General features: G+C 72.9%; 17 protein-coding genes. 10 read left to right on the top strand and 7 right to left on the bottom strand.

Annotation, left to right across the window (positions count from 1 at the left end; all coding sequences use genetic code 11):
* Both AC3IYJ_RS08325 and AC3IYJ_RS08320 read right to left on the bottom strand, forming a co-directional pair.
* On the bottom strand, positions 1–198 hold the full coding sequence (locus AC3IYJ_RS08325) for a DUF1918 domain-containing protein (RefSeq protein WP_489400688.1): 198 nt from the start codon (positions 196–198) through the stop codon (positions 1–3).
* A 58-nt stretch (positions 199–256) separates the two neighbouring features.
* Positions 257–1,204 (bottom strand): DMT family transporter, encoded by a 948-nt coding sequence (locus AC3IYJ_RS08320; RefSeq protein ID WP_489400687.1) that lies wholly within the window; start codon positions 1,202–1,204, stop codon positions 257–259.
* Here AC3IYJ_RS08320 and AC3IYJ_RS08315 point away from each other — a divergent pair.
* Genes AC3IYJ_RS08315 through AC3IYJ_RS08305 form a run of 3 tightly spaced genes read left to right on the top strand, consistent with a single transcriptional unit; the run spans position 1,203 to position 4,061 of the window.
* Positions 1,203–2,645 carry an aminotransferase-like domain-containing protein gene (locus AC3IYJ_RS08315; protein WP_489400686.1) on the top strand — a complete coding sequence of 481 codons (1,443 nt, stop codon included), beginning with the start codon at positions 1,203–1,205 and terminating at the stop codon, positions 2,643–2,645. The two genes, AC3IYJ_RS08320 and AC3IYJ_RS08315, sit on opposite strands and share 2 nt — an antisense overlap.
* Before the next feature lie 31 nt (positions 2,646–2,676).
* A complete protein-coding gene (locus AC3IYJ_RS08310; RefSeq protein ID WP_489400685.1) occupies positions 2,677–3,252 on the top strand; it encodes a histidine phosphatase family protein in 576 nt (191 codons plus the stop codon).
* Positions 3,253–3,293: 41 nt separating this feature from the next.
* Positions 3,294–4,061, top strand: a complete 768-nt coding sequence (locus AC3IYJ_RS08305) for a GNAT family N-acetyltransferase (RefSeq protein WP_489400684.1) — start codon at positions 3,294–3,296, stop codon at positions 4,059–4,061.
* A gap of 7 nt (positions 4,062–4,068) precedes the next feature.
* Here AC3IYJ_RS08305 and AC3IYJ_RS08300 read toward each other — a convergent pair whose 3' ends face one another.
* Complete coding sequence (locus tag AC3IYJ_RS08300) at positions 4,069–4,662, bottom strand: chitin binding peritrophin-A domain-containing protein (protein ID WP_489400683.1); 594 nt, start codon at positions 4,660–4,662, stop codon at positions 4,069–4,071.
* A gap of 162 nt (positions 4,663–4,824) precedes the next feature.
* Positions 4,825–5,604, bottom strand: coding sequence for a LysR family substrate-binding domain-containing protein (locus tag AC3IYJ_RS08295; protein ID WP_489400682.1), 780 nt, complete (start codon positions 5,602–5,604; stop codon positions 4,825–4,827).
* A gap of 58 nt (positions 5,605–5,662) precedes the next feature.
* Between AC3IYJ_RS08295 and AC3IYJ_RS08290 the strand changes: the two genes are divergently transcribed.
* The 7 genes from AC3IYJ_RS08290 (at position 5,663) to AC3IYJ_RS08260 (ending at position 11,619) form a co-directional block, all read left to right on the top strand.
* Complete coding sequence (locus AC3IYJ_RS08290) at positions 5,663–6,067, top strand: DUF5997 family protein (RefSeq protein WP_489400681.1); 405 nt, start codon at positions 5,663–5,665, stop codon at positions 6,065–6,067.
* Positions 6,068–6,185: 118 nt separating this feature from the next.
* Entirely contained in the window at positions 6,186–6,611 is a 426-nt protein-coding gene (locus AC3IYJ_RS08285) for a helix-turn-helix transcriptional regulator (protein WP_489400680.1), read from the top strand.
* A gap of 108 nt (positions 6,612–6,719) precedes the next feature.
* Positions 6,720–7,748, top strand: a complete 1,029-nt coding sequence (gene argC, locus AC3IYJ_RS08280) for an N-acetyl-gamma-glutamyl-phosphate reductase (RefSeq protein WP_489400679.1) — start codon at positions 6,720–6,722, stop codon at positions 7,746–7,748.
* Positions 7,745–8,902 carry a bifunctional glutamate N-acetyltransferase/amino-acid acetyltransferase ArgJ gene (argJ, locus tag AC3IYJ_RS08275; protein WP_489400678.1) on the top strand — a complete coding sequence of 386 codons (1,158 nt, stop codon included), beginning with the start codon at positions 7,745–7,747 and terminating at the stop codon, positions 8,900–8,902. The genes argC and argJ overlap by 4 nt, the downstream gene beginning before the upstream one ends.
* Positions 8,899–9,807: an acetylglutamate kinase gene (gene argB / locus AC3IYJ_RS08270; protein WP_489400677.1), complete on the top strand. Its 909-nt coding sequence runs from the start codon at positions 8,899–8,901 to the stop codon at positions 9,805–9,807. Before argJ ends, argB begins: the two co-directional genes overlap by 4 nt.
* Positions 9,804–11,033 (top strand): acetylornithine transaminase, encoded by a 1,230-nt coding sequence (locus AC3IYJ_RS08265; protein ID WP_489400676.1) that lies wholly within the window; start codon positions 9,804–9,806, stop codon positions 11,031–11,033. Before argB ends, AC3IYJ_RS08265 begins: the two co-directional genes overlap by 4 nt.
* Positions 11,034–11,055: 22 nt before the next feature.
* Positions 11,056–11,619, top strand: coding sequence for an arginine repressor (locus AC3IYJ_RS08260; RefSeq protein WP_489400675.1), 564 nt, complete (start codon positions 11,056–11,058; stop codon positions 11,617–11,619).
* Positions 11,620–11,628: 9 nt separating this feature from the next.
* Here AC3IYJ_RS08260 and AC3IYJ_RS08255 read toward each other — a convergent pair whose 3' ends face one another.
* Genes AC3IYJ_RS08255 through AC3IYJ_RS08245 form a run of 3 tightly spaced genes read right to left on the bottom strand, consistent with a single transcriptional unit; the run spans position 11,629 to position 14,533 of the window.
* On the bottom strand, positions 11,629–12,324 hold the full coding sequence (locus AC3IYJ_RS08255) for a L,D-transpeptidase family protein (protein WP_489402735.1): 696 nt from the start codon (positions 12,322–12,324) through the stop codon (positions 11,629–11,631).
* 6 nt (positions 12,325–12,330) lie between these two features.
* The gene (locus AC3IYJ_RS08250; RefSeq protein WP_489400674.1) at positions 12,331–12,912 is read right to left on the bottom strand and encodes a pyridoxamine 5'-phosphate oxidase family protein; all 582 of its coding nucleotides are present in this window, start codon (positions 12,910–12,912) and stop codon (positions 12,331–12,333) included.
* Between the two features lie 43 nt (positions 12,913–12,955).
* Entirely contained in the window at positions 12,956–14,533 is a 1,578-nt protein-coding gene (locus AC3IYJ_RS08245) for a hypothetical protein (RefSeq protein ID WP_489400673.1), read from the bottom strand.
* Between the last annotated feature and the right edge of the window lie 135 nt (positions 14,534–14,668).

Below are 14,668 nucleotides of genomic sequence, written 5' to 3'. Positions count from 1 at the left end.
TCAGTTGTCGTGGTCGGCGGGGTGCTTCACGATGCAGTCGGGGCCGGGGGACATGACGGCCTCGTGCCCGTCCGTGAAGCGGACCCGGTAGGGAGGGGTGCCGTTCTCTCCCAGGACCTGGGTGATCTCTCCGACCTTGTCGTGCTGGCCCACGATCCTTCCGTGCTGAACCAGCTGGTCGCCCTCGGTCGCGCGCATAGCTGACCTCCTACGGTGGCGGTCCGATCCGGTGCTAGCAGTTTAGGTCGTTTCGCAGCTATTTGGCCCGTTGGGTCACGGCGATGCAGACCAGTACGGCGCAGGCGGCGACGGGCGCGGCGGGGGACAGCTGCTCGCCGAGCAGCACCACCGACCACACCAGGGTCAGCAGCGGCTGCGCGAGCTGCAGCTGACTCGCGCGGGCCGCGCCGATCTCGGCCATGCCCCGGTACCAGAGGTAGAGGCCGAGGAAGGCGGAGCCGACCGCGACCCAGACGAGCCCGGCCAGCCCGTGCCAGGTGAGGTGGGCCGGTTCGTACGCGAGCCCGAGCGCGGAGCCGGCCACGCCGATCGGCAGGCACAGCACCAGCGCCCAGGCGGCCACCTGCCAGCCGGGCATCAGCCGGGCCAGTCGGCCGCCCTCGGTGTACCCGGCCGCGCACACCAGGAGGGCGGCGAAGAGCAGGCCGTCGCCGGCCGAGAGGGAGCCGCCGCTCTGGGACACGGTGAACGCGAGGACCACGCCGGCCCCGGCGGCGGCCGCCGCCCAGAACCTCCGTGAGGGCCGGGCCCCGGTGCGCAGCGAGGAGATCGCCGCGGTGGTCAGCGGCAGCAGGCCGACCACGACGGCGGCGTGCGAGGTCGTGGAGGTCTGGAGCGCGAGGGTGGTGAGCAGCGGGAAGCCGATGACGGTGCCGCCCGCGACCACCGCGAGGCCCGCCCAGTGCGCGCGGTCGGGAAGCGATACGCGCCCGGCCAGCAGACAGCCGGCGGCGACCAGGCCCGCGAGCAGGCAGCGCAGCCCGAAGAGGGACCAGGGGCCGAAGCTCTGCAGGCCCCAGGCGGTGCCGGGGAAGGTCAGCGAGAAAGTGACGACACCGGCCGAGGCGAGGACGGTGCCTCCGCCGAACCGGCCGCGGGGGGCCGGGCCCGTCGCCGGGCCGTTGGTGACCGGGGTCCGAACCGCTATCGCCTTGGGGAGAGTAGCGCTATTCTTTGCTGTCATGTACGAGCGTAGCAGTGTGGCAGAGCTGGCGGAATCCCTGCGGTCGGAGCTGAACCGCTACCCGTTGGGTGGAAAGCTCCCGTCCAGCCGGGCCCTTGTCGAGAGCTACCGGGTCAGTCCGGTCACCGTGACCCGGGCCCTGGCGCAGCTCGCCGCCGAAGGCCTCGTGGTCACCCGCCCCGGAGCCGGCGCCTTCCGCGCGCAGCCCCGTACGCAGGCACCCGCGCCCGGAGACACCTCCTGGCAGGCCGTCGCGCTGAGCGCCGAAGGGGCGGGCGACGTGGTCCCGCGCTCCGTGGACGCCTCCGGGGTGATGGCCACCCTGACCGTGCCGCCGACCGGGGTCATCGAGCTCAACGGCGGCTACCTGCACCCCGGCCTCCAGCCCGAGCGGGCCATGGCCGCCGCCCTCGCCCGCGCCGGACGGCGGCCCGGGGCGTGGGGGAGGCCCCCGGTGGAAGGGCTGGCGGAGCTGCGGGAGTGGTTCGCGCGGGAGATCGGCGGACCGGCCGGGACCATCGGCGCCGCGGACGTCCTGGTGACCGCGGGCGGGCAGAGCGCGCTGACCACCGCCCTGCGGGCGCTCGCCCCGCCCGGGGCGCCGGTCCTCGTCGAATCCCCGACCTACCCGGGGCTGCTGGCCATCGCCCGGTCCTCCGGGTGCCGGCCGGTGCCGGTCCCGGTGGACGCGGACGGGGTCAGGCCGGAGCTGCTGGCCGCCGCCTTCGAGGCGACGGGCGCGCGGGTGTTCGTATGCCAGCCGCTGTTCCAGAACCCGACCGGGGCGGTGCTGTCCGACGAGCGGCGCGCCGAGGTGCTGCGGATCGCGCGCGCCGCCGGGGCCTTCGTGGTGGAGGACGACTACGCGCGCTCGCTGGTCCACGAGGACTCCGGCCCGCTGCCCGCGACCCTGGCCTCCCAGGACACCGACGGGGTGGTCGTGCACGTCCGGTCCCTGACCAAGATCACCTCGCCCAGCCTGCGGGTGGGCGCGCTGACCGCCCGCGGCCCGGTGCGCGACCGGCTGCGCGCGATCCAGGTCGTCGACAGCTTCTTCGTGCCCCGCCCGCTCCAGGAAGCCGCCCTGGAACTGGTCGGGGCGCCGGCCTGGCCCCGCCACCTGAAGGTCCTGGCCGAGGAGTTGCGCCACCGCCGGGAGACCCTGCTGGGGGCCCTGCGCCGGGAGCTGCCGGAGGTGGAGGTGCCCCACCCGCCGCGCGGCGGATACCAGATGTGGGTCAGGACCGGCGGGGGCCTGGACGACACGGCCTTCACGGCGGCCGGGCTGCGCGCCGGGGTGCAGGTCGCGCCCGGACGGCCCTTCTTCTGTGCGGAACCACCTGCTCCGTACGTCCGGATGAGCTTCGCCGGGGTGTCCGGCGCGGGCGAACTGACCGAGGCGGTCAGGCGGCTGCGGTCGGCGCTCGGTCCAGACGCTTGACCCCGTGGCACATGCGGCTCACCATCGCCGCATGCATGTTCGGGTTTCGCTAGTCGCAGCAGCCCGTAGTACCTCGCTGCTCGCAGAGCGCTTCGACGACGACCGCCCCATCGACGTGGACGGCTGGCGCGCGGTGGAATCCGCCGCGCGCGGCCTCGTACCGCTGGGCTCGGCAGACCTCCGCTACTGTTCGCCGACCTCGCGCAGCCGGGCCACCGGTGCGGCCCTCGGGTACGCGCCGATGGCGCAGCCCGCGCTGCGCGAGTGCGACATGGGCCGCTGGCGGGGGCTGACCCTGGCCGAGGTGGCGGCCCGGGAGCCGGCCGCAGTGGACCTGTGGCTCGCGGATCCCCGGGCCGCCCCGCACGGCGGGGAATCCCTGCTCGCCTTCATCGCCCGGATCGGCGGCTGGCTCGACTCCCGGCCGGCCGACGACGGGGGAGCGATCGTGGCGGTGGCGGAGCCCTCGGTGGTGCGGGCCGCGCTCGTCTACGCGCTGAACGTGCCCCCGTCGACCTACTGGAGCGTGGACGTCCGCCCCCTGTCCACGGTCACGCTGGCGGGTTGGCCCAGGCGCTGGCACCTCTCCCTCCAGGCGCCGGTGTAAACCGGTTGAGGCGCAGGTCAGTGGCGCTTTACCCTGCGCGCATGGACGACAGCACGGACATCCGGATCACCACGCTCGCGGAGCGGCCCGAACTGACCGACGCCCTCTGGGGAATGGCGGACTCGTGGCCCGCCTTCTCCTCCCAGGACTCGATCGCCTGGCTGCTGTACCCGAGGATGGTGACAGAGCTCCCGGAGTACGTCTTCGTCGCGACCGACGGAGCCACCGGCGAGGTGGTCGCCAAGGCCTTCAGCGTGCCCTTCGCCCTCCATGTGGCGGGCCGGGACGGGCAGTTGCCGGCGCAGGGCTGGGACCAGGTGCTGATGTGGGCCTTCTCGGACCTGCGGCGCGGGACGAAGCCTGACACGGTCAGCGCCATCGAGATCAGCGTCCGGCCGGACCGGCAGGGCCAGGGCCTGTCGGGGAAGATGCTCACGGCCATGCGGGAGAACGCCCGCGCGCACGGCTTCACGGAGGTCGTGGCCCCGGTCCGGCCCAACGGGAAGCCCGCCGAGCCGGACGCCTCGATCCACGAATACGCGTACCGCACCCGCGAGGACGGCCTGCCCCACGACCCGTGGCTACGGGTGCACGTGCGGGCCGGCGCCGTCATCGATTCGGTGGCCCCGCTGTCGATGACGGTCACCGGCTCGCTGGCGCAGTGGCGCGAGTGGACCGGCCTCCCCTTCGACGAGGCGGGCCCGGTCCACGTACCCGGAGCCCTGAACCCGGTCCACTGCGATCCGCAGCAGGGCTACGCGGTCTACGTCGAGCCGAACGTCTGGGTCCGGCACGGGCTCGGCTCCTGAAGGGGCGTCAGAGCAGCGAGACGGGGGCGGTGGCGGAGGAACCGAGGTAGATCCCGCCGATGCCCGCGTAGTTCGCCCGGTAGCCGCGCAGGATCTCGTCCAGCGGGATCGTCAGCCGGGCCGGGGTGTCGCAGCGGGCGGCGCCGAACTGGTCGGTGACCGCGGTGCAGAGGGTCCGTCCGCCGAGGGTGGTGAAGGTGACCGGTACGCCGTCCAGCCCGGCCGGAGCGTCTGCGATGCGCACGGTGGCGCTGAGGTTCTTGACGCCGAACAGCAGCCCGTTCAGCTTCGCCGGGCCGGCCGTCGCGGCCACCGCGGCGGTGGCCACGGAGGGGCGGACCCGCCCGGGGTCGTCGCAGAGCTGGCGCTCGGGGGCGTAGACCTGCCCGGTGGGGCAGGCCAGCACGGTGGCGATGCCGCCCCCGCACTGCACGTAGAACCGCTGGTCCTGCACCCGGGGCAGCCGCCCGGTGACCCCGCCCGCGCACGATCCCTCGGCGGTGGCCGCCGCGCCGGCGGCCCCGGCGGGCGCGACCGCCAGACCCAGGGCGAAGGCCGCCCCGGCGGCCAGTGCGGAGAGTCCCTTGACGATGCGCAACACCCTTGCCCCCAGATCACTCAGTGTGACGAAATGAATACGAGGTGACTATAGGCATCGGTGTGCGCCGGACGCGGTGCATTCCGGGGACTGTGCAAGCGTGCGAATATCCGCCGGCCCGAACCGGGCCGGCGGGCCGGCGGAATCCGAAAGGGAGGACGGGCCCTAGCGTCCGCGGGGCTTGCCGCGCTTGCCGGTGGACTTGGCCGTCGCCTTGCCGCCCTTGGGGGCGCCGGCGCGCGGGTTCTTGGCCGCCGGCTTGCCGCCCGAGCGGGGGGCCGGCTTGCGCGCCGGCTTCGCCTTCTTCGGCTCGGGCTCGGGCTGGGTGCGGCCGCGGCCGCGGGAGCTGTTGACCGTCCGCCCGCGCACGATCCCGATGAACTCCTCCACCAGGTCGGGGGTCTCGTCCTCCTCGGCCCAGGACAGCGCGACGCGCGAGGCGGGGGCCTCGAGGAGCGTGCGGTACGTCAGGTCCTTGCGGTGGTGCAGGCGCGCGAGCGACTGGGGTACGGCGAGCACCCCGATGCCCGCCGCCACCAGCTCGATCGCGTCGGCGGTGGTCTCCGGGCGCTGCAGCGCGGGCTTGCCCGGCAGCTGCTCCCAGTCGAGGGTGTCGTCGAGCGGGTGGAGCACGATCTCGTCGGCCAGATCCGCGAGCGAGGCCTCCTCGGCCGCGGCCAGGAGGTGGTCCTTGGGGATCACGACGACCGTGGTCTCGGTGTAGAGCGGGATCGCGCTGAGGCCCGTACGGTCGATCGGCAGCCGGACGAATCCGGCATCGGCGCCGCGCTCCCGCAGCAGTGCGGGGGCCTCGCCGGGAGTGATCTGGACCAGGGTCAGCGCCACATCGGGCAGCCGCTCCTTCCAGACCCGGACCCACTTGGTGGGCGTCACCCCGGGTACGTACGCGAGCTGGAACGTCGGGGGTGTCCGGGAGTCTGTCACCCGGCCAGATTACCGGCCGTGGTCGGAGGGGGCGCACACGCTCTATACCCTGGACACCATGACGTCGCAGCAGAACGCCCAGACCATGAAGCCCGCGACCGCGGCGAAGAAGCTGGGTGTGTACCTAGAGGCCACCCCCGCAGAGTTCCAGGAGGGTGTCGTCTCGCGCACCGAGCTGGCCGCCCTCCAGGCCGAGCCGCCCCAGTGGCTGCAGGACCTCCGGAGCAACGGCCCGCACCCCCGTCCGGTGGTCGCGGCGAAGCTCGGGATCTCCATCTCCGGCCTGGCCCGCGGCGGTGTCACCGAGGCGCTCACCACCGAGCAGATCGAGGCCCTGAAGGAGGACATGCCCGAGTGGCTCGCCAAGGAGCGCGCCACCCAGGCCGATGTCCGCAAGGAGACCGTCCGCATCAAGCAGATGCAGGCCGAGAAGGCGGAGAAGGCCGCGAAGGGCGAGAAGTAGGCCCTTCGCCTTCCCGACTCCGAGCCGGGTCCCGCACGGGGCCCGGTTTCGCAGTACCTGGGCATCCGGCGGCCGCCGCCCGCCGCCTGTCGCCCCCCGCCGTGCCATGCTGGTCCATGTGATGCTCCAGGACCTGGTGCGGCTGCGCCGCGCCCGCGACGCCATGGACCGCGATTACGCGAGCCCGCTGGACGTCGCCGCGCTGGCGGGCATCGCCCTCATGTCGCCGGGGCACTTCTCCCGCAGCTTCCGCGCGGCCTTCGGCGAGACCCCGTACAGCTACCTGATGACCCGCCGCGTCGAGCGGGCGAAGGCGCTGCTGCGCCGGGGCGACCTGAGCGTCACCGAGGTCTGCTTCGAGGTGGGCTGCACTTCGCTCGGATCGTTCAGCTCGCGCTTCACCGAGCTGGTCGGCGAGAGCCCCAGCGCCTACCGGGCCCGCTCGCACGAAGCGGACGCCGCCATCCCGGCCTGTGTCTCCAAGATCCTCACCCGCCCGGTCAGGAACCCCCGTCCGGCCGGGCGTGCGGCGGTCCGCCCCTGACGCCGCGCCGTAGTGCGGGCGGTCGCACCCGCCCGGCGGAAGATCATGGAACTCTTTGCATAAAACTGCGGAGATACGTATAGTCATGCCATCGAGGAGGAGGGTCCGATGGTGGTACGTGTAGCGGTGGCCGGTGCGAGTGGGTATGCGGGCGGGGAGCTGCTGCGCCTGCTCCTGGCCCACCCCGAGGTCGAGATCGGCGCGCTGACCGGGAACTCCAACGCCGGGCAGCTGCTCGGTTCGCTCCAGCCGCACCTGGTGCCGCTGGCCGGGCGGACCCTGCAGGCGACCACGCCCGAGGCGCTCGCCGGGCACGATGTCGTCTTCCTGGCACTGCCCCACGGGCAGTCCGCCGCCGTCGCCGCTCAGCTCGGCGAGGACGTCCTCGTTGTCGACATGGGCGCCGACCACCGGCTCAAGGACTCCGCCGACTGGGACGCGTTCTACGGCGCCCCGCACGCCGGGACCTGGCCCTACGGCCTCCCCGAGCTGCCGGGAGCCCGCGCCGAGCTGGCGGGCAGCAAGCGCATCGCCGTGCCCGGGTGCTACCCCACGGCCGTCTCGCTCGCGCTCTTCCCCGCCTATGCCGCACGGCTCGCCGAGCCCGAGGCCGTGATCGTCGCCGCCACCGGCACCTCCGGGGCCGGCAAGGCGCTCAAGCCGCACCTGCTCGGCTCCGAGGTCATGGGCTCCATGAGCCCGTACGGGGTCGGCGGCGGCCACCGCCACACGCCCGAGATGGTGCAGAACCTCAGCCCCCTCGCCGGCGAGCGGGTCTCGGTGTCCTTCACGCCGATGCTGGCGCCCATGCCCCGCGGCATCCTCGCCACCTGCTCCGCCAAGGCGCTCCCCGGCACCACCGCCGACGCGGTCCGCGCCGCGTACGACAAGGCGTACGCCGACGAGCCCTTCGTGCACCTGCTGCCCGAGGGGCAGTGGCCGGCGACCGCGTCCGTCTACGGTTCCAACGCCGTTCACATCCAGGTCGCGTACGACGAAGCCGCCCAGCGGATCATCGCGATCAGCGCCATCGACAACCTCACCAAGGGCACCGCCGGCGGCGCTGTCCAGAGCATGAACATCGCCCTCGGCCTCCACGAGAGCCTGGGTCTTTCCACGATCGGAGTCGCACCGTGAGTGTCACGGCAGCACAGGGATTCACGGCGGCCGGCATCGCCGCCGGGATCAAGTCGAACGGCAACCCGGACCTCGCCCTCGTCGTCAACAACGGCCCGCGTCTGGCCGCCGCAGGCGTCTTCACTTCCAACCGTGTCAAGGCCGCGCCCGTCCACTGGTCCGAGCAGGTCCTGCGGGGCACCGCCGTCAGCGCGGTGGTCCTGAACTCCGGCGGGGCCAACGCCTGCACCGGCCCCAAGGGTTTCCAGGACACCCACGCCACCGCCGAGAAGGTCGCCGAGGCCCTCGGCGGAGAGGTCAACGCCGGCGAGGTCGCCGTCGCGTCCACCGGCCTGATCGGCGTACTGCTCCCCATGGACAAGCTGCTCCCCGGCATCGACACCGCGGTCGCCGCGCTCAGCGCCGACGGCGGCGAGGCGGCCGCGATCGCCATCAAGACCACCGACACCGTGCACAAGACCGCCACGGTCAACCAGGACGGCTGGACGGTCGGCGGCATGGCCAAGGGCGCAGGCATGCTCGCCCCGGGCCTGGCCACCATGCTCGTCGTCCTCACCACGGACGCCGACCTGGACAGCGCCACCCTCGACAAGGCGCTGCGCTCCGCGACCCGCACCACCTTCGACCGGGTCGACTCCGACGGCTGCATGTCCACCAACGACACCGTGCTGCTCCTCGCCTCGGGCGCGTCCGGCCAGGTGCCTGCCTACGAGGCGTTCGCGGAAGCAGTGCGCACCGTCTGCGCCGACCTGGCCCGCCAGCTGATCGGCGACGCCGAGGGCGCCAGCAAGGACATCCGCATCGAGGTCATCGGCGCGGCCACCGAGGACGACGCGGTCGAGGTCGGCCGGTCCATCGCCCGCAACAACCTGCTCAAGTGCGCCATCCACGGCGAGGACCCGAACTGGGGCCGCGTCCTGTCCGCGATCGGTACCACGAAGGCCGCCTTCGACCCGGACCGTCTCAACGTGGCCATCAACGACGTCTGGGTCTGCAAGAACGGCTCGGTCGGCGAGGACCGCGACCTGGTGAGCATGAAGGGCCGCGAGGTGCGCATCACCGCCGACCTGTCCACCGGCTCCGAGTCCGCGGTCATCTGGGCCAACGACCTGACGGCCGAGTACGTCCACGAGAACAGCGCGTACTCCTCATGAGCACCGCACGCAAGCACACCGCGCTGCCCAAGGCCCAGATCCTCATCGAGGCCCTGCCCTGGCTGACCCGCCACAACGGCAAGATCGTCGTCATCAAGTTCGGCGGCAACGCCATGATCGACGAGGAGCTGAAGGCGGCCTTCGCCCAGGACGTGGTCTTCCTGCGCCAGGCCGGCCTCAAGCCGGTCGTCGTGCACGGCGGCGGCCCGCAGATCAACGCCCAGCTGGACAAGCAGGGCCTGATCAGCGAGTTCAAGGCGGGCCTGCGCGTCACCACGCCGGAGGCGATGGACGTCGTACGGATGGTCCTGGCGGGGCAGGTCCAGCGCGAGCTGGTCGGACTGCTCAACCAGCACGGGCCGCTGGCCGTCGGCATGACCGGCGAGGACGCCCACACCATCACCGCCACCAAGCACACCCCCGAGATCGAGGGCGAGCTCGTGGACATCGGGCGGGTCGGCGAGATCACGGCCATCGACACGGGCGCCATCGAGGCGCTGCTGGCGGACGGCCGGATCCCGGTCATCTCCTCCATCGCCCGCAGCGCCGACGACCACCACGTGTACAACGTGAACGCCGACACGGCCGCGGCGGCGCTCGCCGCCGCGCTCGGCGCCGAGACGCTGATGGTCCTCACCGACGTGGAGGGGCTCTACGCGGACTGGCCCAACAGCGACGAGGTCATCAGCCGGCTCACCGTGAGCGAGCTGGAGAAGCTGCTCCCCGAGCTGTCGAGCGGCATGGTCCCGAAGATGGAGGGCTGCCTGCACGCCGTCCGCAGCGGAGTGACCACCGCCAGGGTGATCGACGGCCGGGTCCAGCACTCGATCCTGCTGGAGATCTTCACGGACGAGGGAATCGGCACGATGGTCGTGCCCGACGCAGTGGGAGGGGACCCCGAATGACCGCCACCCAGGAGACCAGCGGCCAGGCCACCGGCAACCAGCACTACGCGGCCCGCTGGCAGGACGCGCTGACCAACAATTACGGGACGCCCGCGCTGGCTCTCGTACGCGGCGCCGGCGCCCAGGTGTGGGACGCGGACGGCAAGCAGTACACCGACTTCGTGGGCGGGATCGCGGTCAACGCCCTCGGCCACGCCCACCCGGCGATCGTCTCCGCCGTGACCGGGCAGATCTCCACCCTCGGCCACGTCTCCAACCTCTACGCCTCCGAGCCGGTCCTCGCGCTCGGCGAGCGGCTGCTCCAGCTCTTCGGCCGCGAGGGCAAGGTTTTCTTCTGCAACTCCGGCGCCGAGGCCGTCGAGGGTGCCTTCAAGATCGGCCGGCTGACCGGGCGGACCCACATGGTCGCCACCGACGGCGGCTTCCACGGCCGCACCATGGGCGCCCTGGCGCTCACCGGCCAGCCCAAGAAGCAGGACCCCTTCCGCCCGCTGCCCGGGGACGTCACGCACGTCCCGTACGGCGACGTGGAGGCCCTGCGGGCCGCCGTCACCGAAGAGACCGCGCTCGTGATCATCGAGCCGATCCAGGGCGAGAACGGCGTGGTCGTACCGCCCGCCGGCTATCTGACGGCTGCCCGCGAGATCACCCGCGCCACCGGCACCCTGCTCGTCCTCGACGAGGTGCAGACCGGCATCGGCCGCTGCGGCCAGTGGTTCGAACACCAGGCCCACGAGGGCGTCGAGCCCGACCTCGTCACGCTCGCGAAGGGTCTCGGCGGCGGACTGCCGATCGGGGCGGTGGTCGCCTTCGGTCCGGCCGCCGACCTGCTCCAGCCCGGCCAGCACGGCACCACCTTCGGCGGGAACCCGGTCGCGTGCGCCGCCGGCCTCGCCGTCATCGACACCATCGCGGCCGAGGGGCTCCTCGGCCGGGTCAAGGAGCTCGGGGAGCGGCTGCGGAGCGGAATCGAAGGATCCGAACACCCGCTCGTCTCGCACGTCCGCGGTGCCGGGCTTCTCCTGGGTATCGTGCTGACCGAGCCGCTCGCACCGCAGGTGCAGCGCGCGGCTCAGGACGCCGGCTTCCTGGTCAACGCGCCCGCCCCCGACGTCGTACGGCTCATGCCTTCGTACGTGCTCACCGAGGCCGAGGCGGACGCGTTCCTCCAGGCCCTGCCCGGGGTGCTGGACGCAGCGAAGTCCGCCGCGGACGTGGACGGATGATCGAACTGGGAATGGGACGACGATGAGTCAGGCGCAGGAGCACGAATCCTGGGGGTCCCCCCAGACGGAGTCCGGGGGTGGCCAGTCCGTTCCGCAGACCCGCACCGCCCGCCACCGCCGGATCGTGGACATCCTCAACCGGCAGCCGGTCCGCTCCCAGAGCCAGCTGGCCAAGCTGCTCGCCGACGACGGGCTGAGCGTCACCCAGGCGACGCTCAGCCGCGACCTCGACGAGCTCGGCGCGGTGAAGATCCGCAACACGGGCGGCGAGCTGATCTACGCGGTCCCCAGCGAGGGCGGCTTCCGCACCCCGCAGGCACCGCTGGGCGAGTCGGCGAAGGAGGAGCGCATGCGGCGCCTCTCCGGGGAACTGCTGATCTCGGCGGAGGCCTCCGCGAACCTCGTGGTCCTGCGCACCCCGCCGGGCGCGGCCCAGTTCCTCGCCTCGGCGATCGACCAGGCCGAGCTCCAGGCGATCCTCGGCACGATCGCGGGCGACGACACGCTGATGCTGATCAGCCGCGACCCGGCGGGCGGCCAGGCGCTGGCCGACCACCTGCTGCGGCTGGCCCAGAAGGAGAGCTGACCGGCGCCGTCAGTACCGGGTGACCGCCAGGCGCCCCGACTCCGTCCCGATCGCGATGTGGGGGTGCCTGCGCGGGTTCGCCCAGCGCAGGATCTCCCGCATGGCACCCACCGGGACCGAGACGCAGCCGGCCGTGGCGCCCTTGCCGTTGACGTGCAGGAAGATGCCCGCGCCCCGGCCCCGTACCGGCCGGTCGTAGTTGAAGGCGACGACCAGCGCGTGCGCGTACTGCTGGGCGTATCCGGCCAGGTGCTCGGCCTCGCCCGGCGCGCAGTCCGCGGGCAGCGGCTCCACCCAGCGGTTGTAGCTGCGGGAGGCGTTGTCCTGGCACCACCAGGAGGCCGGGGTCACCCGCCGGTAGCCGACCTGTGTCCCGGCCGGGGCATGCGCGATGCCGAAGGCGTACGGAAGCGCGTACAGGCCGGCCGGCGTGGTGTCCGTGCCCTGGGTGCGGGTCGCGCCCTCGGTCAGGCCCTTCGCACCGAAGCGGGCCGGAGCGCTGCCGGCCTCGTACCAGCGCCCCGCCCGCCGGTCCCACCAGGTCACCCGTCCCGTCGTGGAGCCGGGCGCGGGGGCGACCGCGGTGATCAGCTGGCTGCCGCCGCCGGTGTCCGTGAGCAGGGCGGCCAGCGGCGGGGAGCCGTGACGCCCTTGCGGGATCAGGGTGGTGACGGCCAGTGAGGCGACGAGAAGCGCGGTTCGCAGCACATCTCAGACGTTACGGGGCGGAAGGGGCAGTGGCAGCGCAGGCAGGCCGTCGACGCTCACCCCGATGAACTCCTTCTTCTCGCAGTACTCGTTGAACTCCTCGTCCGTCTTGCGGCCGAAGTACTCCGCGTGGAGGGTGCGCTCGCCCTGGTACTCCATGAACGGGATGGCGAACCCGCACACGTCCGCGATCCGGCGGGCCTTGACGAGGATGACGGCGCGCGCCGCCGGTCCGTCGGCCTCGCCGAACAGTTCGACCAGTCCGTCCCAGCGCGGGTCGTCACGGAAGACGGCCTCGCCCTCGCCGTGGATGCGCACGATGCTCGGCGGCCCGCTGAACGCGCACCACATCAGCGTGATGCGGCCGTTCTCGCGGACGTGGGCGATGGTCTCGGCGCCGCTGCCGCCGAAGTCCAGGTAGGCGAGGGTCTGCTCGTCGATGACGACGAGGGTCCCGGCGCGGCCCTTGGGGGAGAGGTTGATGTGTCCGTCACCGGACAGCGGGGCGGTCGCGGTGAAGAAGATCGGCTGCTCCTCGATGAACTTGCGCAGCCGGCCGTCGATACGTTCGTAGAGCTTTCCCATGATCGGATTATCCCCCGGAGGTCCGGGTCGACGGCCGGGAATTTCACTCGGTGAGACCGAGCCGGGAGCGTTGCAGCCGTATGCCGGGTTTGTGGAGGAGGTGCTCCGACCGCTCGAGCAGCCCGGCCAGTTCGGGCAGGTCCGTCTCTCCGGTGCGCCAGGTGAACCGCCAGTCCCAGCCGATCACGATCCCCTGGGCCGCCCGGCGCAGGAACGGGTCGGGGTCCTTCGACAGGGCCACCGCGGCCCGGAGCTCATGGATCCCGCCCAGTGCGCGCAGCATCCGGAAGGCGGCCCGGCGCACGTGCAGGGGCCGGTCGGGGGCGATGCGCTCGGCCAGGCGGCGGTGGTCCAGCCGCTCCGTCACCTGGAGCAGGGTCAGGCAGGCCTCGCGGGCCACCGACGCCGACGGGTCGTCCAGCAGGGGGAGCAGCAGCGCGTCGTCCGTGGCGTCGTCCAGATGACGCAGCCCGGCCACGGCGGCGGCCCGCACCGAGCCGGAGGGGTGGCCGAGCAGGTGGCGCAGCAGCGGTGCGTCCGCGTGCTTGGCGCATTCGGCGAAGCCGGTCACCGCGTACGGGGAGAACTGCCCGGGGGCCGTGAGCAGGTCGAGGTAGTGCTCGTACGGGTCCCCGCCGTCCTGCTTGACCAGCCAGCGGGCGCAGGCCCGTACGAGGCCGGACCTGTCGGTGAGGTGGTGCTCGGCCTCGGACGCCCGCCCGGCCCCGCGAAGGGCGGTGACCCCGGAGGCGCGGACCATCGGGAGGATCCCCGTCAGCAGGGCGTCGATCGCCGCGTCGTCCGGCCCGTCGGCGGCCATGATCCGGAGCGCGGCGTCGGTCCACAGCCGGGCCGTGGCCGGATCGAGTTCGCAGGCGGCCAGTAGCGCGAGCTCCCGTACGCCCAGCCTGCCGGTCTGCACGGACAGCCGGGCGGCGAAGCGCCGGGTCGGCAGGTCGGCCCGCTCGCGCAGGAGGTCCAGGATGTCCTCGCGCTGCGCCTCGGGCAGGGAGTTCCAGCTCCAGGTGGTCGAGGGCCGCCCGGGGCGCCACCACGCGGCGAGGAGGGAGTACCGGCCGGTCAGGGCGGCCTCCAGCTGCTCCACCGCCCAGGCGCCGTGCTCGCGCCGGCCCAGGTGCAGGATGAGCGGGGTGAGGTGGATCAACCATCCGGCGGGGTCCTTGGCCACCATCCGGCCGAGCACCCTGCGGGCGCGCCCGCGGACCGGCGGGGCCCAGTCGGCGCACCGGATCAGGACGAGTTCGAGCGGCGGGTACGTGGCCGCGGCCCGGTGGAGCACCAGCCGGATGCGTCGGCGCACCGGCGGGATCCAGGCGACCCACGTGAGCAGGAGGAGTTCGAGCGGCGGGATCCACCAGGCGTGGAGGGCGGCCGCGCGGACCCGCCCGTCGGGGTCGCACAGCCGCGCCTCGGTCCGCTTGCTGCGCCGAGGCTCGTGGGAGCGGCGGCCGATGCGGCGCACCTCCTCGTCGAAGGAGGTCCAGGCCTCGGGCCCGTTCTGGGCGAGCAGGCGGGCGACAGGGGTGGGCTTGTGCCCCACCAGCAGGTCCACCGCGGCCCCCTGGCCCATCAGCACGTCCCGCCGTACACCGGCTCCCATTGCGCCCTCCCCGAGTCGTCTGCCGATGGTAGGCGGCCGCGGGTGGCCGGTGCCTCCGATATACGTGCTGGTCAGCGGGGGTCGATGAGGCGTGATTGACGAAACATACGGAGTAGTGCATAGTTATGCCTGTCG

This window comes from Streptomyces sp. GL_140 (assembly GCF_057834465.1).
The sequence above is the reverse complement of the archived record's forward strand: the minus strand, read 5'-3'. Positions and strand labels throughout refer to the sequence as shown.